This is a genomic window from Paraburkholderia sp. (assembly GCF_047605525.1).
GTDB lineage: Bacteria > Pseudomonadota > Gammaproteobacteria > Burkholderiales > Burkholderiaceae > Paraburkholderia.
On the sequence record NZ_JASGFN010000015.1, the window covers coordinates 24,220 to 42,230 of the forward strand.

16 protein-coding genes and 1 pseudogene are annotated in these 18,011 nt (G+C 64.0%); 12 read left to right on the forward strand and 5 right to left on the reverse strand.

The features are described 5' to 3' along the window. Positions 1 to 2 precede the first annotated feature (2 nt). From QM685_RS21460 to QM685_RS21485, 6 genes are all read left to right on the forward strand, one after another. Positions 3 to 1,583 (forward strand): ABC transporter substrate-binding protein, encoded by a 1,581-nt coding sequence (locus QM685_RS21460; RefSeq protein ID WP_415119084.1) that lies wholly within the window; start codon positions 3 to 5, stop codon positions 1,581 to 1,583. A gap of 73 nt (positions 1,584 to 1,656) precedes the next feature. Then, the gene (locus tag QM685_RS21465) at positions 1,657 to 2,610 is read left to right on the forward strand and encodes an ABC transporter permease (RefSeq protein WP_415119086.1); all 954 of its coding nucleotides are present in this window, start codon (positions 1,657 to 1,659) and stop codon (positions 2,608 to 2,610) included. Continuing rightward, positions 2,607 to 3,599, forward strand: coding sequence for an ABC transporter permease (locus QM685_RS21470; protein WP_415119088.1), 993 nt, complete (start codon positions 2,607 to 2,609; stop codon positions 3,597 to 3,599). Before QM685_RS21465 ends, QM685_RS21470 begins: the two co-directional genes overlap by 4 nt. A gap of 41 nt (positions 3,600 to 3,640) precedes the next feature. Continuing rightward, positions 3,641 to 5,566, forward strand: coding sequence for an ABC transporter ATP-binding protein (locus tag QM685_RS21475; protein WP_415119408.1), 1,926 nt, complete (start codon positions 3,641 to 3,643; stop codon positions 5,564 to 5,566). A 155-nt stretch (positions 5,567 to 5,721) separates the two neighbouring features. Continuing rightward, positions 5,722 to 7,764, forward strand: a complete 2,043-nt coding sequence (locus QM685_RS21480) for a hydantoinase/oxoprolinase family protein (RefSeq protein ID WP_415119090.1) — start codon at positions 5,722 to 5,724, stop codon at positions 7,762 to 7,764. Between the two features lie 20 nt (positions 7,765 to 7,784). After that, on the forward strand, positions 7,785 to 9,797 hold the full coding sequence (locus QM685_RS21485) for a hydantoinase B/oxoprolinase family protein (protein ID WP_415119092.1): 2,013 nt from the start codon (positions 7,785 to 7,787) through the stop codon (positions 9,795 to 9,797). A 126-nt stretch (positions 9,798 to 9,923) separates the two neighbouring features. Here the strand turns inward: QM685_RS21485 and QM685_RS21490 are convergent, their stop codons facing one another. Continuing rightward, positions 9,924 to 10,064 carry a hypothetical protein gene (locus tag QM685_RS21490; protein ID WP_415119440.1) on the reverse strand — a complete coding sequence of 47 codons (141 nt, stop codon included), beginning with the start codon at positions 10,062 to 10,064 and terminating at the stop codon, positions 9,924 to 9,926. Here QM685_RS21490 and QM685_RS21495 point away from each other — a divergent pair. Next, positions 10,042 to 10,191 (forward strand): annotated as a pseudogene (locus tag QM685_RS21495) (helix-turn-helix domain-containing protein); the annotation flags it as partial. The gene QM685_RS21490 and the pseudogene QM685_RS21495 sit on opposite strands and share 23 nt — an antisense overlap. Positions 10,192 to 10,276: 85 nt before the next feature. On the opposite strand, the gene QM685_RS21500 reads toward QM685_RS21495, so the two are convergent. Then, the gene (locus tag QM685_RS21500; protein WP_415119094.1) at positions 10,277 to 11,512 is read right to left on the reverse strand and encodes an NADH:flavin oxidoreductase/NADH oxidase family protein; all 1,236 of its coding nucleotides are present in this window, start codon (positions 11,510 to 11,512) and stop codon (positions 10,277 to 10,279) included. Positions 11,513 to 11,669: 157 nt separating this feature from the next. After that, positions 11,670 to 12,500, reverse strand: a complete 831-nt coding sequence (locus QM685_RS21505; RefSeq protein ID WP_415119410.1) for an alpha/beta fold hydrolase — start codon at positions 12,498 to 12,500, stop codon at positions 11,670 to 11,672. Positions 12,501 to 12,767: 267 nt separating this feature from the next. Between QM685_RS21505 and QM685_RS21510 the strand changes: the two genes are divergently transcribed. The 4 genes from QM685_RS21510 (at position 12,768) to QM685_RS21525 (ending at position 15,617) form a co-directional block, all read left to right on the forward strand. Continuing rightward, positions 12,768 to 13,205, forward strand: coding sequence for a MerR family transcriptional regulator (locus tag QM685_RS21510; RefSeq protein ID WP_415119096.1), 438 nt, complete (start codon positions 12,768 to 12,770; stop codon positions 13,203 to 13,205). Between the two features lie 150 nt (positions 13,206 to 13,355). After that, positions 13,356 to 14,270 (forward strand): acetoacetate decarboxylase, encoded by a 915-nt coding sequence (locus QM685_RS21515; protein WP_415119098.1) that lies wholly within the window; start codon positions 13,356 to 13,358, stop codon positions 14,268 to 14,270. Between the two features lie 17 nt (positions 14,271 to 14,287). Then, on the forward strand, positions 14,288 to 14,773 hold the full coding sequence (locus QM685_RS21520) for a MerR family transcriptional regulator (RefSeq protein WP_415119100.1): 486 nt from the start codon (positions 14,288 to 14,290) through the stop codon (positions 14,771 to 14,773). A gap of 127 nt (positions 14,774 to 14,900) precedes the next feature. Continuing rightward, positions 14,901 to 15,617 (forward strand): type 1 glutamine amidotransferase domain-containing protein, encoded by a 717-nt coding sequence (locus QM685_RS21525; RefSeq protein ID WP_415119102.1) that lies wholly within the window; start codon positions 14,901 to 14,903, stop codon positions 15,615 to 15,617. Between the two features lie 221 nt (positions 15,618 to 15,838). Here the strand turns inward: QM685_RS21525 and QM685_RS21530 are convergent, their stop codons facing one another. Together QM685_RS21530 and QM685_RS21535 are read right to left on the reverse strand one after the other, a co-directional pair. Further along, positions 15,839 to 16,402: a helix-turn-helix transcriptional regulator gene (locus QM685_RS21530; protein ID WP_415119104.1), complete on the reverse strand. Its 564-nt coding sequence runs from the start codon at positions 16,400 to 16,402 to the stop codon at positions 15,839 to 15,841. 46 nt (positions 16,403 to 16,448) lie between these two features. Beyond that, on the reverse strand, positions 16,449 to 17,144 hold the full coding sequence (locus tag QM685_RS21535) for a flavin reductase family protein (RefSeq protein ID WP_415119106.1): 696 nt from the start codon (positions 17,142 to 17,144) through the stop codon (positions 16,449 to 16,451). A 400-nt stretch (positions 17,145 to 17,544) separates the two neighbouring features. Between QM685_RS21535 and QM685_RS21540 the strand changes: the two genes are divergently transcribed. Then, positions 17,545 to 17,994, forward strand: coding sequence for a MarR family winged helix-turn-helix transcriptional regulator (locus tag QM685_RS21540; protein WP_415119108.1), 450 nt, complete (start codon positions 17,545 to 17,547; stop codon positions 17,992 to 17,994). Positions 17,995 to 18,011 lie beyond the last annotated feature (17 nt).

The following is an 18,011-nucleotide window of genomic DNA, read 5'->3' on the forward strand; positions in this document are numbered from 1 at the left end:
GCATGTACGACGACGAAATCAAAACGGGCGGTTTCAGCCGCCGTGACATGATGCGTTTGCTGGCCGCCGGCGGCATGCTCGCCACCGGCGCGGGAGGCCTGCTGGCGGCGGCTCGCCCGGCACTCGCGGCGCCCACGCCGAAGAAGGGCGGCAAGATCCGGGTGGCCTACGACGCATCGTCGACCGCGGATACGCTCGACCCGGCCAAGGGTTCGGCAGGCTCCGATTACATCCGCTTCTTCATGTTTTACAGCAGCCTGACGCAGCTCGACGCGTCGCTGACGCCGCGGATGAATCTCGCCGAATCGGTCGACAGCAGCGACGCGAAGGTGTGGGTGATCAAACTGCGCAAAGGCGTGAGCTTCCATGACGGCAAGCCGCTCGCGCCCGCCGATGTCGTCTACTCGCTGATGCGCCACAAGAATCCGGCTACCGCGTCGAAGGTGAAGACACTGGCCGATCAGTTCGCGGACGCGAAGCAGACCGGTCCCAACGAAGTCACGCTCACGCTCACCTCGGCCAACGCGGATCTGCCGGTGATTCTCGCGACGCCGCAATTCGTGATCGTCAAGGACGGCACGACGGACTTCACGACGGCCGTCGGCACCGGCCCGTACAAGGTGAAGACGTTCAAGCCGGGCATCTCGACGGTAGGCGTGCGCAACGACAATTTCTGGAAGACGGGCGGCGGCCCCTATCTCGACCAGATCGAGCTGATCGGTATCGGCGACGACGCGGCGCGCGTGAACGCGCTGCTCTCGGGCGACGTTCATCTGATCAGCTCGGTCGATCCGCGCGCGACGCAGCGCATTGCCGCGACGCCGGGCTACGAGGTGCGCGAGACCAGGTCGGGCCTCTATACCGATCTCATCATGCGCCGCGACAATCCGCAGTCGGGCAACCCCGATTTCGTGCAGGGGATGAAGTATCTGTTCGACCGCGACCAGGTCCGCACCTCGGTGTTTCGCGGTTATGCGGTGATCGGCAACGATCAGCCGATTCCGCCCGGACACCGCTACTTCAACGCGTCGCTGCCGCAGCGTCCGTATGACCTGGACAAGGCGAAGTTCCACTTCCAGAAGGCGGGCGCGATCGGCGCGACGCTGCCGCCGATCTACGCGACGACCGACGCGAACGGCTCGATCGAAATGGGCGAGCTGCTGCAGCAGGCCGGCGCGAAGATCGGCGTGAACCTGAACATCAACCGCGTGCCGGCGGACGGCTACTGGTCGAACCACTGGATGAAGCATCCGCTCGGCTTCGGCAGCGTCAATCCGCGTTCCAGCGCCGACGTGCTGTTCACGCAATTCTTCAAGTCGGATGCACCGTGGAACGAGTCGGGCTGGAACAACCCGAAGTTCGACCAGTTGCTGGTCGCGGCCCGTTCGGAAACCGACGACGCGAAGCGCAAGCAGATGTACGGCGACATGCAGGTGCTGGTATCGGAGCAGGGCGGCATCGGCATCCCGACGTTCCTGAGCCTGCTCGATGCGAACGACAAGCACCTGCAAGGACTCGCGCCCGTGCCGACCGGCGCGATGATGGGCTTCGGCTTCGCCGAGTACGTGTGGTGGAACGCCTGACACGCTGAAGCGCGCGGACGCGCCGGGCATAGGCCCCGCCGCGTCCCGCGGCCTAATCGAGGAGGTCTTGCCAATGAACGGGAACATCGCCCAGTTGATCGGGCGGCGCGTCGCCGTCGCCGCGCTGACGCTGCTGATCGTCTCGATCATCATCTTCGTGATCACCAACCTGCTGCCGGGCGATGCCGCGCAAGCCGCGCTCGGCCAGTCGGCGACGGCGGAGACGGTCGCGGCGCTGCGCCAGCAGTTCGGCCTCGACCAGCCGGCCTACCTGCGCTACTTCCATTGGCTCGTCGGTCTGCTGCACGCGAACTTCGGCGTGTCGCTGTCGAACAATCTGCCCGTCTCCGAACTGATCGAAGGGCGCTTGCCGAAGTCGCTGACGCTTGCCGCGATCACCACGGCCGTGTCGGTGCCGATCGCGGTGTCGGCGGGCATTCTCGCGGCGGTGAACCGCGAGTCGCTGATCGACCGGATCGTGAGTCTCGGCACGCTGTCGCTCGTCGCAACGCCCGAGTTCCTGATCGCGACGCTGGCGGTGTTCGTGCTGGCGGTCAAGCTGCACTGGCTGTCGGCGCTGTCGTATAGCGGCGAGATCGACAGCCTGCACGATTTTCTGCGCGCGTATGCGATGCCGGTCGTCACGCTGTGCGCGGTCGTGATCGCGCAGATGGCGCGCATGACGCGCGCGGCGGTGATCGAGCAACTCAGCTCGTCGTATGTGGAGATGGCGATGCTCAAGGGCGCGAGCCCCGCGCGCATCGTGCTGCGTCATGCGCTGCCGAATGCGATCGGCCCGATCGCCAACGCGATCGCGCTGAGCCTGTCGTATCTGCTCGGCGGTGTGATCGTCGTCGAGACCATCTTCAACTATCCGGGCCTCGCCAGCCTGATGGTCGACGCGGTGAGCAACCGCGACTTCCCGCTCGTACAGGCCTGCACGCTGCTGTTCTGCCTCGGCTATCTGCTGCTCGTGCTGCTGGCCGACCTGTGCGCCATCATCTCGAACCCGAGGCTGCGGACATGACGATTCTTCGACCTTCTTCCCGATCGCCTCACCGGCTCGGCGCGCTCGAACCGGTGCAGCGCAGCAGCATGTTGCCGCGGGACGCCGAGCCCGCGCCGTCGTGGGGCGGAGGCGGAAGCCCGGCGCCCCGGCCGGTGCGCCGTCGTGGCTTCGCGCGGCGCCTGAACCTGTCGACCGGCGGCTGGATCGGTCTCGCGATGGTGAGCTGCGCGCTGTTCGTCGCGGCGTTCGCACCGTGGATCGCGCCGCATCCGGTCGGCGCGATCCTCACGCCCGACGTCTTCGCGGGCTTCAGCGCGAAGCTGCCGCTCGGCTCCGACTACCTGGGCCGCGACATGTTGACCCGCATCATCTACGGGATGCGGCTGACGGTCGTGCTGGCGCTCGCGGCGGCGCTGCTCGCGGCGCTCACGGGGACGATGCTGGGGCTGCTCGCGGCGGTGGCCGGCCGCCGTATCGACGAAACCATGAGCCGGCTGCTCGATGCCATTACGTCGATTCCGTCGAAGATGTTCGCGCTGATGATCGTCGCCGCGTTCGGCTCGTCGCTGCCGTTGCTGATCGGCACGGCCGCGGTGAGCTACATGCCGGGCTCGTACCGGATCGCCCGCTCGCTGGCGGTCAATATCGGCACGCTCGAATACGTGCAGGTCGCGCGAGCGCGCGGCGAAAGCGCGCTCTACATCGCGTGCTTCGAGATGCTGCCGAACATGATTCATCCGATCCTCGCCGACACCGGCCTGCGGTTCACGTTCGTCGTGCTGCTGCTGAGCAGCCTGAGCTTTCTCGGTCTCGGCGTGCAGCCGCCGTATGCCGATCTGGGTTCGCTGGTGCGCGAGAACATCGCCGGGCTCGGTGAAGGGGTGCCCGTCGTGATCCTGCCCGCGATCGCGATCGCCGTGCTGACGGTCGGCGTGAACCTGCTGATCGACGGACTGCCGCATCGTGGCCGCCGCAAGGGCGCGGTGGATGCCGACGGAGGTCACTGATGATGAAGGCCCCTCTCTTCAAACGTGCTCCCGCGGCCTTCATGGCTACGTCGGGGAGCGCGCCGCCGCCGTCGAATCTCGTCGAGGTGCGCGGCCTGCGCGTGGTGGGCAGCCGGCCGGGCGAGCCGGACACGACGATCGTGCACGGCATCGACTTCGAGATTGCGCGCGGCGAGGTGCTCGCGCTGATCGGCGAATCGGGCTCGGGCAAAACCACGATCGCATTGTCGCTGATGGGCCATGCGCGCAGCGGCTGCCGCATCGCGGGCGGCGCGATCCGGGTGGGCGACACCGACGTGCTCGGTCTGTCGGCGAAGGCGCTGGCGGGACTGCGTGGCCGCAAGGTCACCTATATCGCGCAGAGCGCGGCGGCCGCGTTCAACCCCGCGCGCACGATCATGGACCAGGTGATCGAGAGCGCGCTGATTCACGGCACGCTCGGCAAACGCGCCGCGCAGGCGAAAGCGGTCGAGCTGTTCCGCGCGCTCGCGCTGCCGGACCCGCAGACGATCGGCCGGCGCTACCCGCACCAGGTGTCGGGCGGCCAGTTGCAGCGACTGATGGCGGCGATGGCGCTGATCACCGATCCCGAACTCGTGATCCTCGACGAACCGACCACGGCGCTCGACGTCACCACGCAGATCGACGTGCTGCAGGCGTTTCGCCGGGTGATCCGCCAATACGGGATGACGGCCGTCTACGTGTCGCACGATCTGGCGGTGGTCGCGCAGATGGCGGATCGCATCGTCGTGCTGAGCAACGGTGAGATTCGCGAAACGGGCCGCACCGAGCAGATCCTGCATGCGCCGGCGCATCCTTATACACAAAGCCTCATCGCCGCCGTGACGCCGGTCGCGCCCGCCACGCCGGTTGAATCGACGCCGGCCGCTTCGGGCGTTGCATCGCCCGAAGCAGTGCCGCTGCTCGAACTGCGCGGTCTGACGGCCGGCTACGGCGGCACCGATGCGAAGGGCTGGCCGCACAAGGTCATTCTGAACGACGTGGACCTCGTGATCGGCCGTGGTCAGACGGTGGGTGTGATCGGCGAATCCGGTTCCGGCAAGACGACGCTCGCGAAGGTGATCGCCGGGCTCGTGCCGCTGGCGCGCGGCAGTCTGCTGCTCGACGGCCAGCCGCTTGCCGGCGAGCTCGGCCGCCGCAGCCGCGAACAGTTTCGCTGCATCCAGATCGTGTTCCAGAACGCCGACACCGCGCTCAATCCGACGCACACCGTCGAGCACACCCTCGCGCGTCCGCTGAAGTTCTATCACGGCATGAAGGGCGAAGCCGCGCGTCGGCGCGTCGCCGAGCTGCTCGGACTCGTGCGGCTGCCCGCCGAACTGGCGCAGCGGCGCACCGGCGAGCTGTCGGGCGGCCAGAAGCAGCGCGTGAATCTCGCGCGGGCGCTGGCCGCCGACCCCAAGTTGATCCTGTGCGACGAAGTCACGTCCGCGCTCGATACGGTGGTCGGCGCGGCGATTCTCGAACTGCTGCGCGATCTGCAGAAGAAGCTCGGGGTGTCGTATCTGTTCATCACGCACGATATCGCCAAGGTGCGCGCGATCAGCGACGACATCGTCGTGCTGTACGCGGGGCGCCGCGTCGAGACGGGCAATCGCGACGCGTTGTCGGCGCCGCCGTATCACCCGTATTCGCATCTGCTCGTGTCGTCCGCGCCGGAGCTGCGCGCCGGCTGGCTCGAAGAAGCCGGCGAGCGCTGCCGTCAGACGCTGCCGCCGATCGGCGCATCGACTCACGAACCGGAGCTGTGCACGTTTCTCGCGCGCTGTCCGATGCGTATCGATGGCGTCTGCAATCGCACGTCGCCGGGCGTGCGCACGCTGGCGAGCGGCGCGCGGGTGCTGTGCCATCGCACCGAGGCGGAACTGGAGCAATACCAGAACGCGCCGCCCGGCGACGCCGCGGCGGCCGGCGTGCTCGCGCAGTCCGCGACGGTGCGCGTCTGATGCCGCGCTCGCGCCAGCGTATGAACGCGCCGCATGCCTGAGCGTCGCGTGTCCGAAGCGAGGTTTCTGTTCGCGTTCCCGCTGCTTCGCGCGGCGGGGCGAAGTGTCTCGTCCGGTGCCAGCGGGTGTCGGACCTTTTGCGAGGATACGGGTCAATGGGCTTGAGAATCGGAGTCGACATCGGTGGATCGTTTGCCGATTTCGCGGTGCTGGACGATGCGACGGGCGAGCTGAAAACGCTCAAGGTGTTCTCGCGGCCGGATAGTCCCGGCAGCGAGGTGCTGCGTGGCATGGAGCAACTGCGCGAGCGTGACGGCATTGCGCCCGCCGATGTGACGTACTTCACGCACGGCACGACCGTCGGCGTGAATGCCGTCGTGCAACGCAAGGGCCTGCGGCTCGGTCTCATCACGACGCGTCATTTCGAGGACGTGCTGGATCTCGCGCGCCTGAAGGGTCCCGACATGTACAGCCTGCTGTCGAAGCGCCCCGCGCCGCTGGTGCCGCGCGAGCGCGTGTTCGGGGTGATCGAACGGCTCGCGGCGGACGGCAGCGTCGAGACGCCGGTCGACGAGGCGAGCGTGCTCGACGCGGTCGCGCGGCTCGAACGGTCCGGTTGCGAAGGGGTGGTGGTCGCGCTGCTGCACGCGTACCGCAACCCGGCGCACGAGCATCGGGTGAAGGCGCTCATCGAGCGCGCGCTGCCGGGTTTCTTCGTGTCCTGTTCGAGCGACGTGTGGCCGATCATCCGCGAATACGAGCGCACGTCGACGGCGGTGATCGGCAGCTACGTGCAGCCGAAGGTGTCGCACTACCTGACTTCGCTGCAACGCGCGCTGGTGGAGACGGGCATTGCCGCCGACATGAAAGTGACCAAGTCCAATGGCGGCGTGATGAGCGCCGAGGCGGGCAAGACCAACTGCGTCCAGATGATCCTGTCGGGCACCGCGTCCGGCGTGATCGGCGCGGCTTATGTCGCGCGGCAAAGCGGTATCGATCACTGCATGAGCCTCGACATCGGCGGCACGACGGCGGACGTCGCGCTGATCGTCAACGGCGAGCCGCAATACGCGAGCGGCGAGTATATCGGCGATTTCCAGATTCATATTCCGTCCGTGTCGGTGTCTTCGATCGGCGACGGTGGCGGCTCGATCGCGTGGGTCGACGACTTCGGCGTGCTCAAGGTCGGCCCCGAGAGCGCCGGCTCGAATCCCGGGCCGGTGTGCTACGGACGCGGCGGCACCCGCGCGACGATCACCGACGCTTTCGTCGTGCTCGGCGTGATCGGCAATGCGAGCCTCGGCTACGACGCGGTGACGGTCGATCACGACGCCGCGCATCGCGCAATCGGCGTGCTCGCGCACCGCCTCGGCATCGACGTGTACGCCGCGGCCGAGGCGGTCGTCGATGTCGCGGTGTCCGGCATGTACACGGGCGTGAGCCGGATCGTGTCGCGCTTCGGCATCGATCCGCGCGCGTTCGCGCTGCTGCCGTTCGGTGGCGCGGGGCCGATGCTCGCGTGCTACTTCGCGCGGGCGCTCGGCATGGAGCGCATCGTCGTGCCGACCGCGCCGGGCGTGCTGAGCGCGCTGGGCGGACTGATCGCCGATACGCGCAACGACTTCGTGAAAACCACCTATTACGACCTCGACGCGGGCACGCTGGCGCGTCTTGCCGACGACGCGCGCGCGCTCGAGGCGGCGGCGCGCGCGTGGCTGCGCGAACAGATCGGCGACGACGCGCGGGCGGCGCTCGCGGTGTCGGCCGACATGCGCTACAAGGGCCAGTCATTCGAGATCGATACGCCACTCGATATCGCATGGCTGCCCGGCGGAGACCTCGGGCCGGTGAAAGAAGCGTTCCATCGCGAGCACGAGCGGCTGTATGGGCATCGCGATGTGCAGGCGACGGTGCAGGTCATCGCGCTGCGACTCGTGATCAGCGCGGCCACGCCCAAGCCGACCCCGGTGCCGATCGCGGCCGGCAACGGCGCGCCGGTGTCCGCGGGCCGGATTCGCGTGTACATGGACGGCGCGTTTCGCGACGCCGCGCTCTACCGGCGCGCGGACCTGAAAGCGGGCGAGCAGTTCGACGGACCGGCGGTGATCGCGCAGGACGATTGCACGACCAGCGTGCTGCCCGGTTTTCGCGGCCGGGTGGATCCGTTCGGCAACCTCGTTTTCACGCTCGTTCACTGAGCCCACACGGAGCAGCGCTCATGCAATTCGACAAGGCAGTGCTTCAGATCTTCGCGAACTATTGCGTCGCGGCAGCCGAGAGCATGGCTTACACGCTGGTGCGTACCGCGCATTCGACCTTCGTGAAGGAAACGGAAGACTTCTCGTGCGCGATCACGACGCCGGAGGGGCTCACCTTCGCGTCGCCGAAAACGCTCGGCGCGACCTGGTACGTCGGCCTCGACTACAGCGCCGTGATCGGCATGATCGATCACTACGAGCCCGGCGACATCGGCATGACCAACGACGCGTATAGCGGCTTCGTCGCGACCCATACGCCGGACATCGTGCTGTGGAAGCCGGTGTTTTACGAAGGCGAGATCGTCTGTTTCGTCGGCGGCCACATTCACAACACCGACATGGGCGGGGCGGTGCCGGCATCGCTGTCGCGCACGTTGACGGAGATCCAGCAGGAAGGCATCCGCTTTCCGCCATGCAAGATCGTGCGCAAGGGCGTGGTCGACGAGTCGCTGATCCGCCTGATGGCAACCAATGTGCGCGTGCCTGGACAGAACACCGGCGATCTGCATGCACAACTGGCGTCGCTGCATACCGGCGAGCGCCGCGTGCTGGAGATCATCGGGCGCTTCGGCATCGACGGATTCAAGGCGGGCATGAGCGCGTTGCTCGACTACTCGGAGGAACAGGCGCGCACCATTCTGCGCGGCATTCCGGACGGCGATTATTTCTTCGCCGAGTTCGCCGACGAGGACTCGGTCAACGGCAAGCCGATGCGCGTCGCGCTCACCGCGCGCATACGCGACGGTCTCGTCGAGATGGACTACACGGGCAGCGATCCGCAATTGCAGTCGTCGCTGAACATGCCGACGGGCGGCCGCGAAAGACACGCGCTCGCGCTCGTCGGGCTCGTCTACGTGCTGTACACGCTCAATCCGGAAATCCTGCTGAATACGGGGATGCTGCGCGTGGCGCGCTGCATCCTGCCGGAGGGCACCGTTGTGAACGCGCAGCCGCCCGCCGCGGTGGGCATGCGCAGCCTGACGTGCAAGCTCACGCATCTGCTGACGTTCGGCGCGTTCTCGCAGGCCGTGCCGGACCGGCTCGGCGCGTGTCCGGCGGGTGGGCTGTCGATTCTCAGCGTGAAGACGACGGGCGCGCACGGGGCGACCGTGATGGCGTCGATCGGGCCGATCGGCGGCGGCGCCGGAGGCGGTCCCGGTGACGATGGGGAAGACGGCTCCGGCGCCAATAATGCGTTCCTGCGCAACACGCCGGTCGAGATCAACGAGGCGGAAGTGCCGATCCGCATTCTGCGTTACGGCGTCGCGCCGGGTTCGGGTGGCGCGGGACAGTATCGCGGTGGACGGGGGCTCGTGATGGAGTTCAAGGTGTTCTCGCCGAATACGCTCGTCACCGCCCGTAACCGCGACCGTACGCGATTCGCGTCGTGGGGCGTGCGCGGCGGCCACGCCGGTGCGAATGCGCGCTTCACGCGCAACCCCGATACGCCGCACGCGGAAGAACTCGACAACAACGATCTCGTCGTCTGCATGCCGGGCGACGTGATCCGGCTGATCGGCGCGGGGGCGGGCGGCTACGGGCGGCCGGTCGATCGCGATCCGCTGCGTGTGCGCGACGACGTGTTGCGCGGCTATATAAGCGCCGACGAAGCGCGCGAGGTCTACGGCGTCGCGCTTGCCGGCGACGCAGTGGATGAAGCAGGGACGGCGTTGCTGCGCGGCGTCCTGCTTGAGCAACTCGCGGGCGTGGATGTGCCCGCTTTCACCTACGGGCCGTACCGCGAATCGTTCGAGGCGAAATGGACCCGTGAGCGTTACGCGGCGCTCACCGGCATCCTCGCGCGCGTGCCGGTGCAATGGCGCTATTTCATCAAGCACAGGTTGTTCGAGGCACTCGATGCGCGCGTCGCGGAGCGCGAGGCGCAAGGCGAAACGGACGACGGCGATGCCGCGCTCGTGCATCTGCTTTTCCAGCAGTTATGCGTCACTTATGCGGCATTGAACGTGGCGTAGTGTGCCGCGCATCGGATGGGGCCACGGATGATGGCATCTGCGTCGCGAGGACCCGAATCCGTGCAATCGGAGAATCAGCGCCGGCAATCGCGGCGCGAGGGGATATGACATGACCGGAGTTTTCGACTACGCCGCGGGCGATGCATCGGTGTCGATGTCGCGCGCCATCAGGCGCAGCGTTGCCTTCATCGAGAGCTCGTTCGCGCAGCCCGTCAGTCTCGCGACGCTCGCCGCCGCGGCCGGGTTGAGCGTTTCGCGTTTTGCCACGCTGTTCCGCAAGGAGGTGGGTATCCCGCCTCATCGCTATGTGTGCCTGGTGCGAATTCAACACGCCAAACGGCTATTGCGCGACGGCGTGCCGCCCTGCGCAGTCGCCGCCGAAGTCGGATTTTTCGATCAGAGTCACTTCGGCCGGCATTTCCGGCGCGCGGTCGGTGTGACGCCGGGGCATTTCGTTGCTTCGCCGGAAGCGGGGCGCGCTATTGTTTCGCCCGCTGTGCCATCCAGCGCCGGTACTTGCGGGTGCGACAGGCATTGGCGATCTGCTGGACAACCAGCGCATGCAACGGGGACACCTTGGGATCGGTCGTGCGGCCTTGGCTTAGCTTGCGCAACTGAAACTTGACGGCGGCCATGTTCGCGAGGGAAGCAAGGCTCTTGTTCTTCCATCTGATCGTCGACAGTTCAGGCGCCGTGTCGTTACCGGTCTGCCAGCTACGTGGCAGGTCTGGATCGATTGCCAGCGCGGTGCCGATCCCGACCATATCCACTCCGCTTGCGACCACCTGTTCGGCAACCAGGCGCCGGCGGATGCCGCCTGTCACCATGATGGGCATCCTCGCCACTTTCCGGATATCGCGGGCGAACTCCGCAAAATAAGCTTCGCGCGCCAGTGTGCGGCCGTCGCGAGCCTGTCCCTGCATGGCCGGCGCCTCGTAGCTTCCACCCGACAGCTCGACCAGATCGACCTTCTGGTCGTTCAATAGCATTACCACCTGCCTGGCATCGTCGGCACTGAATCCACCGCGCTGGAAGTCCGCGGAGTTCAGTTTCACCGCGACGCAAAACCCCGGAGAAACGACCGAGCGGACGGCCTTCACAATCTCAAGCAGCAGCCGGGCGCGATTCTCCAGTGAGCCTCCCCATTTATCCGTTCTTCGATTGGTGAGCGGCGACAGAAACTGGCTCAGCAGATACCCGTGTGCCGCGTGAATTTCCACGCCGGTAAAACCGGCCTTTTCCGCGAGCCGGGCGGTACGCGCGAAGCGTTGGATCACATCGTCGATGACTTCCTGTGTCATTGCGAGTGGCGTGTTGAAATGCTTCGACATTTTGCCCAGTTCCAGCGGGACCGCCGAGGGCGCCCAGGTCTGCTGCCCCAGATTGGCCCGCATCTGTCGGCCCGGATGATTGATCTGCAGCCAGAATTGCGCGCCTCGGGATCGGCCGATCCGCGCCCAGCGCGTGAATCGGTGCAACTGCCTGTCGTCTTCCAGCACTACACCTCCCGGCCCCGTCATGGCCCGGCTGTCGACCATCACGTTGCCGGTAATCAGCAGGCCTGCACCGCCGTTTGCCCATGCTTCATAGAGGCGCATCAATTTTCCGGATGGACCCTGGCCGGCATCGGCCATGTTTTCTTCCATCGCAGCCTTGGCGATACGGTTGGGAACAATCGAACCGTTTGGGAAAGTCAATCTGTCGAACACGTTCATATAGATACCTCATCTGATCGTGTAACGACTTTAAGATTGAAGTCAGGTTTAATGTCAACGGAATATCGAGGCGTTGGAGGAAATGCTCGACAGCGGTCAGGACGACGGACGGGCTGCCTGCGGCAGCCCGTTTCCCGGCTTATATAAGCCTATGCAATCAGCCTTTCACGAACGCCAGCAGATCGGCATTGATGGTGTCGGCGTTGGTAGTGGGCATGCCGTGCGGAAAGCCCGCATACGTTTTCAAGGTTCCGTTCCTGAGCAGCTTCGCCGACAAGGGGCCGGAATCGGCATAGGGGACGATCTGGTCATCGTCGCCATGCATGACGAGGACAGGAATCGTCGCGCCTTTCAGGTCTTCAGTGAAGTCGGTCTGCGAGAAGGCGACGATCCCATCGTAGTGGGCTTTTGCGCTGCCCATCATGCCTTGCCGCCACCAGTTCCAGATAGTACCGGCGGACGGTTTCGCATCGGGCCGGTTGTAACCGTAGAAAGGACCCGCGGGTACATCGTAGTAAAACTGAGCCCGGTTTGCCGCGAGTTGTGCCTGCAGGTCGTCGAACACCTGTTTGGGCAGGCCGCCCGGATTGCTTTCGGTCTTCACCATGATCGGTGGGACGGCGCTGATGAGCACCGCCTTGGCCACGCGATCCTCGCCGTGGCGCGCGACATAATGAATGACCTCGCCACCGCCGGTGGAGTGGCCGACATGAACCGCTTTCCGCACGCCGAGATGATTGACGACGGCCGCTACGTCGTCGGCGTAGTGGTCCATGTCATGGCCGTCCCATACCTGACTCGACCTTCCGTGTCCGCGACGGTCGTGAGCGATCACGCGGAAACCGTGAGCCAGAAAATACAGCATCTGCGCGTCCCAGTCGTCGGCGCTCAGCGGCCATCCGTGATGGAAGAAGATCACCTGCGCGTCGCGCGGGCCCCAGTCCTTGTAGAAAATTTCTACGCCGTCCTTCGTTGTCACATATCCCATGTTCGCTTCTCCGGAGATGTATTCGCATTCAATTGGCGTCGTGCGCTGATGACTGCCGTTCAGGGTTGAAGTCCTGCTCCTTTTGTCTGATCTGCAAGTGGCGACGGTTGGCCGAAAGCGCACGTCGGGCCTGTTCGGCGTCGCCGGTCTCCCTTGTCACGGCCAACAGATGCGAACGCCGGAGCGTCGCCCGAGCGCCCAGCTTGACCGAGCTTTTACTGTAGGATTAAAGTCAACTTCAAGGTCAATACTTTTTAAAAGTGTCATATGCGGATCGGGGAACTGGCGGAACTCAGCGGATTGACGGCCTCCCGTATCCGCTTCTACGAGTCGACGGGACTGATCAACGCGGTTGAACGAAAGGCGAACGGATATCGCGATTACCCGCCTGAAGCGTTGTCAGTGCTCGAGATCATCGCCAGCGCCCAGCGCGCGGGGTTCACGCTCGATCAGATCCGTCATCTGCTTCCGGTGAAGCAGGGCAACTGGCAGCACGAGGCGTTACTGCTCGCGCTGCGGCAGAAGGTGGCGGAAATAGACGAGATGCAAGCGCGACTGAATCGGAACAGGGCGCAGTTGCTCGTCGCTATTGAAAGCATCGAGAACAGACCGAAGGACCTGAACTGCTCGGACCGGGCAGATTGGGTGCTGGGTCGCCTCCGCGAAAGCGGCGCCGTACCGAAGCGGAAGAAGCCGCAACGCTAGCTGCGAGGGGGGGACCGCTTGCGTTGCCGGTAACGAATTGCGCGTCAATGCTTGACCTTGAAGTTGGGTTGAACCTTAGAGTGTGCCCTGCGGGATAAATCGGCAGGCACACGCTGCCTGTGGGTCAACCATCAGGAAAGGTCAACGGATATGGACAGGCGCTTCACACAGGTCGAGTTCGGGTCGCACAAGGTTGAAGTGATCGAGGGCGGCTATTACGACCGCTTCCGCATGAATCCGGACCTCGACGAGGTGGCGCTCGATCGAGCCGCTGGAAATATCGATTTTTTCCGCGGAATTCCCAAGCAACTGGTCAGGTCGCGAGTAGGCCAGACATGGGCACCGAATTTTTACTACCGTACCAGCAGCGTTCAGGTATTGATGCTCGCGCCTCTGCAACGGCTTCGGGGAGCACTGCCAACGCCGCTGGAGCCGCTGCGCGCGTTGCCCGGTCATGGACTGGTGGCGCTGTCGTTCTTTTCGTATGCCGTCTGCGATAACGATCCCTATGACGAAGTTTCCGTCGCAGTGGTAATCCGCCGGCCCGGCGCACGAGGTTCTCATCTGGCGGAACTGGTCGACTCCATGCGTCGTCGAAATTTTTTCGCGCATGTATTGGCGCTTCCTGTCACCACTGAAATCGCAAGGGTGCGTGGCGTTCACGGTTATCAGCTACCCAAGTGGCTCGCGAAGATCGACGTCGATATCGGCGCTGACGTGAAGGCCGGCATAGCCGCCCTCGACGGTAAGTCCGACTTGACACTGCACGCCCCGCTGCCGGCGCTACGCGGCGTCGCGCCTCAATCCCATATGGGCACGACGACAATGATTCATCGTGTCGATGGCGAATGGCATCAGACCAGGGTGCTGACCAACACGTTATCGTTCGCGCAGCGCAGTCTCCCCCGAAACGTCACGCTGGTGCGCGGCGGCGGTCCATTGAGTCAGCTTCTCGACAGGCTGGGTGCATCGACTATCGTTCGTCTCGATGTGGTCAAGGATGCTCAGGTGGTGCTGAATTTGCCTGTGCCGTTGGCGTCGTCGCTTGCTGTAAAGACGGAATAACGATGGGAGCCGTATAGATGAAGATCGGAGAACTTTCGAAGCGCACGGGTCTTGCTGCTTCGCGTATCCGCTTCTACGAACGCATTGGCTTGCTGAAAACGGTCGAGCGGCAGCCGAACGGTTACCGGACCTATCCGGCCGAAGCCGTGCTGGTGCTCGACCTGGTCGCGACTGCGCAAAAAGCTGGCTTCAGCCTTGAAGAGATCGGCATGCTGCTGCCGCCCAACCCGTCGCAGTGGCAACATGGGGTTCTCCTCGAAACGCTGCGCCGCAAGTTGCAGGACATCGAGGCGCTGGAGGCACGTCTGGCGCATAGCAAAACAAACATCGTGTCGCTCATCGTCGAGATCGAGGCGAAGCCACCGGAAATCGACTGTGCCGCCAACGCGAAGAGGGTGCTGTCACGGATGCGCGGAGGCGAAATCGCGAGCCCGATTCTGGGGGCCAGCGACGTCAAGGCGCTGGGCAACGCAAAACGTCGGCAGCCTGGCAGATCCGGTTAGAGACGGGGCGACCCGCGCGTGATGGTTTGACATGTCAGACGCATCGCGACTGCACAGGCTTCCGACAGCGGCAAAATCGCGGTGTGCTCGCAACAGCACCGCCGACGAGCAAAGGATAGATCCCGATATGACAAAGCGAATACTTCACGTCGTCAGCAACGTGACCAGCTATGCCGACCAGACCGAGCCGACCGGGCTTTGGCTGTCGGAGTTGACCCATGCCTGGCATATCTTCGGCGATAAGGGATACGACCAGCGTCTCGTCAGTCCGAAGGGCGGCATCTCGCCTCTTGAACCGCGCTCCCTCAAATGGCCGCTTGCCGACGCTTCCGTGAAGGAGTGGCTCACCGACAAGGGCCGTCAGACACTGCTTTCGACGACTGCCCGGCCCGACGAAATCGATCCGGCGGACTTCGATGCGATCTATTTCACGGGCGGCCACGCCGTCATGTGGGACTTCCCCGATGACGCAGGGCTGCAGCGAATCACGCGCGACATCTACGAGCATGGTGGAATTGTCTCGTCCGTTTGTCACGGCTATTGCGGCCTGCTGAACACCAGGCTGTCGGACGGCTCCCTGTTGGTGGCCGGACGCCGGCTCACCGGCTATTCATGGGTCGAAGAAGTGCTCGCCGGCGTCGCCAGCAAGGTTCCCTACAACGCCGAGCAGGAAATGGTTCGACGCGGCGCGCGCTATGAGAAGGCCTTGCTGCCGTTCGTATCGAAAGTCGTCACCGACGGACGGCTGGTGACTGGTCAGAATCCGGGATCGGCCAAGGCGACGGCCCGGCAGGTCGCCGCGCTCCTGGCGGTTGAGCCTGTTACGCGGCTACATGTACTTTGAGTGTCATCTGGAAGTGCGGGGTGAATTCTTTCGTGGAACCGGTGTTGGGTTTTGATGCCCGCGAGCGTTGCTCGATCGTCAGTGGGCCGCTTTCAGCACTTGAGAGGACTCCGCGACATCCGGGCCCGGCAGGTGCCGGCGGGGGCCGCGATAGCGTTGTACGCAGCGATGTTTCAGCGGCCTCGAATATCGGTCAATCGCACACCGTATATTCGCCTGCATCATCTCGAAAGGTGGCTGTGATCGGCAAAGCCTGTCGCATACGCTATCTCCGCGAAGGGCTCCTTTCCATGTTTCGCCATCGCTATCGCGACTTGCACGCGTCGGTGCATGAGGTAGACAGCGGGAGTCATGCCAACTGTTCTCGTGAATGCGCGGAGAAAATGAAACTTGCTCAAGCCGGCGGCCATGGCCAGGTCATCCAGAGTAATCGGCCGATCGAGCGATTCCGCTATAAAGGCGTTCACCCTCTTGAGAGTCGTCGAGCCTATTGAAGGCGATTGGCCCTCCGCTGCTTCGGACATGTGCCGAAGTGCGAGTTGCAGCGCGAAAATGGCGGAGAGTTCCGCCCAATGCATGCGAACGGACGCGTAAGTGTCTCCCGGATCATGGACGTGCGCGAGCCCGACATTGGCTGCGCCCTTTGGAGCATGCTGGTTCAGAAGCGTGAGCGGCGGACCGTCAAATTTCAGCGTGAAACCAGCTTCGGCGTCCGGATGCCACGCCACGGGGGAACGCCCCCATATATCTGGAGCTGGGCGGTTCAGGTTTTCGGGCAATTTCATGCTGTGCGGTTCTCGCAATCCTCCCCGCAGTGACTACACAGCCTGGCTAGGCGATGGGTCGCTTACTCATATCCTCGTAAGGCCTGTACATCTCCTCCGGGATTTCCGCCAGCCTTGACGGAACAATCCGGTCCGGCGCGAGACCGTAATATTGCGCGAAGCTCATCAAAAGCGGCTTCCATTTGTCGGGATCGATGTGATTCTTCTTACCCGGTACGAGAAGCGATTCTTCTGCATGAACCCGCAGGATTTTCAGTTCCACTGCAAGCACGAGCGGATCGTCACTTGTGCCGGTGTTGTATGCGCGCTCGGGCTCGAATCCCCCAAACCGGTGAGTGGCCTGTACCACTGCCTCAAGCTGAATCGGACACTCGACTATCCTCGGCGGCTTTACGACATCGGAACGCATATCTGTCAAGCCTGCGGCGCCCAGCTTGTCTTTTTCGTAGCGATAGCCCATGGCCACTTTGTCGGCGGTGAGAGGGTATCTGCCGGTCAGACGCGCCAGCCGGTTCGGCGCATACGCCTGTTCAACCGACGGAAGGTTGAGTACGCATTCCCTTTCACGTAACAGGTTCAGGGTTGTCTGGGAGCCGCTGTTCAAACCAATCATGCATCCCCAGCCAAGAAACCAGCTCGACGACATCGGCGCGACATTCGTCGTGCCGTCTTCGTTTCTTGTGGTGATTAGCACAACCGGTGTGCCGAAGTAGAGAATCGATGGTTCAGTCGTGGTGTGCATACGTTCGGATATCCAACAGGTTGATCAAACGGGCGATCTGCATCGCGATAAGGGTATGCGAGCCGGTCGCGCCGGTCTTGGACAAAATTGCGCAAACCTCCGTGTGGTTTTTCGCTTATAGGCGGTTGCAACGATCATCTGACCCACTGGGGAATCGATCCTGCTCAGATTGAATTTCATGGTGGGCACTCGTTGAATCGCGTGATGTGTTTGCATGACATAGCATCGCGCGACTGGGGAGCGAGCGACATCCGTTTGTTGCGGTTCAATTCCGGAAACTCGCAGCACGGTCATTCCGCAGTGACAGCAAGTTCCGGAGTTTCATGCGCGCGTCGTAGCTCGCGCCCACAACTAGACAGATAAACTTGCAAGTTTATCTGTCTTAATCTACGCTTCACGCATGGCCCGCTCCCGTGAATCCACTCCGCCGCTGGAATGCGTCGTCTCCGATCTGACGCTGGCTGTCGGCCAGCTTTTGCGTCGGCTGCGCAACGCCAATCCCGGCGACCTGAACCTGTCGCAGTCCAGCGTGCTCGCGCGGCTGGAACGTGAAGGCCCGATGACCACCGCGGATCTCGCGCGAGCCGAATTGATGAAGCCGCAGTCCATGAAAACCATCCTCGCGGGCCTCGAAGAAGAGGCATGCGTCGAGCGCGAACCGCATCCCACGGACGGCCGCCAGATCCTGTTCGCGATCACGCGCAAAGGGCTGGACGAACGCAGGCGGCGCACGGCGGCCAAACGCGAATGGCTGCTGGCGAAGCTCGAACAGTTCGACCCGCAGGACGTCGCAACGCTTGCGGCGGCCATTCCACTCATCAGGCGGCTCGGCGATTCCTCACTTCCTTAGCCTTTCCGGCTTCTCCA

Bases quoted from the DNA above. Each gene is read 5' to 3' on its own strand.
- QM685_RS21470 (WP_415119088.1), top strand. From the start codon at position 2,607: ATGACGATTCTTCGACCTTCTTCCCGATCGCCTCACCGGCTCGGCGCG.
- QM685_RS21510 (WP_415119096.1), top strand. From the start codon at position 12,768: ATGCGGATCGGGGAACTGGCGGAACTCAGCGGATTGACGGCCTCCCGT.
- QM685_RS21500 (WP_415119094.1), bottom strand. From the start codon at position 11,512: ATGAACGTGTTCGACAGATTGACTTTCCCAAACGGTTCGATTGTTCCC.
- QM685_RS21505 (WP_415119410.1), bottom strand. From the start codon at position 12,500: ATGGGATATGTGACAACGAAGGACGGCGTAGAAATTTTCTACAAGGAC.
- QM685_RS21480 (WP_415119090.1), top strand. From the start codon at position 5,722: ATGGGCTTGAGAATCGGAGTCGACATCGGTGGATCGTTTGCCGATTTC.
- QM685_RS21520 (WP_415119100.1), top strand. From the start codon at position 14,288: ATGAAGATCGGAGAACTTTCGAAGCGCACGGGTCTTGCTGCTTCGCGT.
- QM685_RS21485 (WP_415119092.1), top strand. From the start codon at position 7,785: ATGCAATTCGACAAGGCAGTGCTTCAGATCTTCGCGAACTATTGCGTC.
- QM685_RS21525 (WP_415119102.1), top strand. From the start codon at position 14,901: ATGACAAAGCGAATACTTCACGTCGTCAGCAACGTGACCAGCTATGCC.
- QM685_RS21530 (WP_415119104.1), bottom strand. From the start codon at position 16,402: ATGAAATTGCCCGAAAACCTGAACCGCCCAGCTCCAGATATATGGGGG.
- QM685_RS21465 (WP_415119086.1), top strand. From the start codon at position 1,657: ATGAACGGGAACATCGCCCAGTTGATCGGGCGGCGCGTCGCCGTCGCC.
- QM685_RS21540 (WP_415119108.1), top strand. From the start codon at position 17,545: ATGGCCCGCTCCCGTGAATCCACTCCGCCGCTGGAATGCGTCGTCTCC.
- QM685_RS21535 (WP_415119106.1), bottom strand. From the start codon at position 17,144: ATGCACACCACGACTGAACCATCGATTCTCTACTTCGGCACACCGGTT.
- QM685_RS21460 (WP_415119084.1), top strand. From the start codon at position 3: ATGTACGACGACGAAATCAAAACGGGCGGTTTCAGCCGCCGTGACATG.
- QM685_RS21475 (WP_415119408.1), top strand. From the start codon at position 3,641: ATGGCTACGTCGGGGAGCGCGCCGCCGCCGTCGAATCTCGTCGAGGTG.
- QM685_RS21515 (WP_415119098.1), top strand. From the start codon at position 13,356: ATGGACAGGCGCTTCACACAGGTCGAGTTCGGGTCGCACAAGGTTGAA.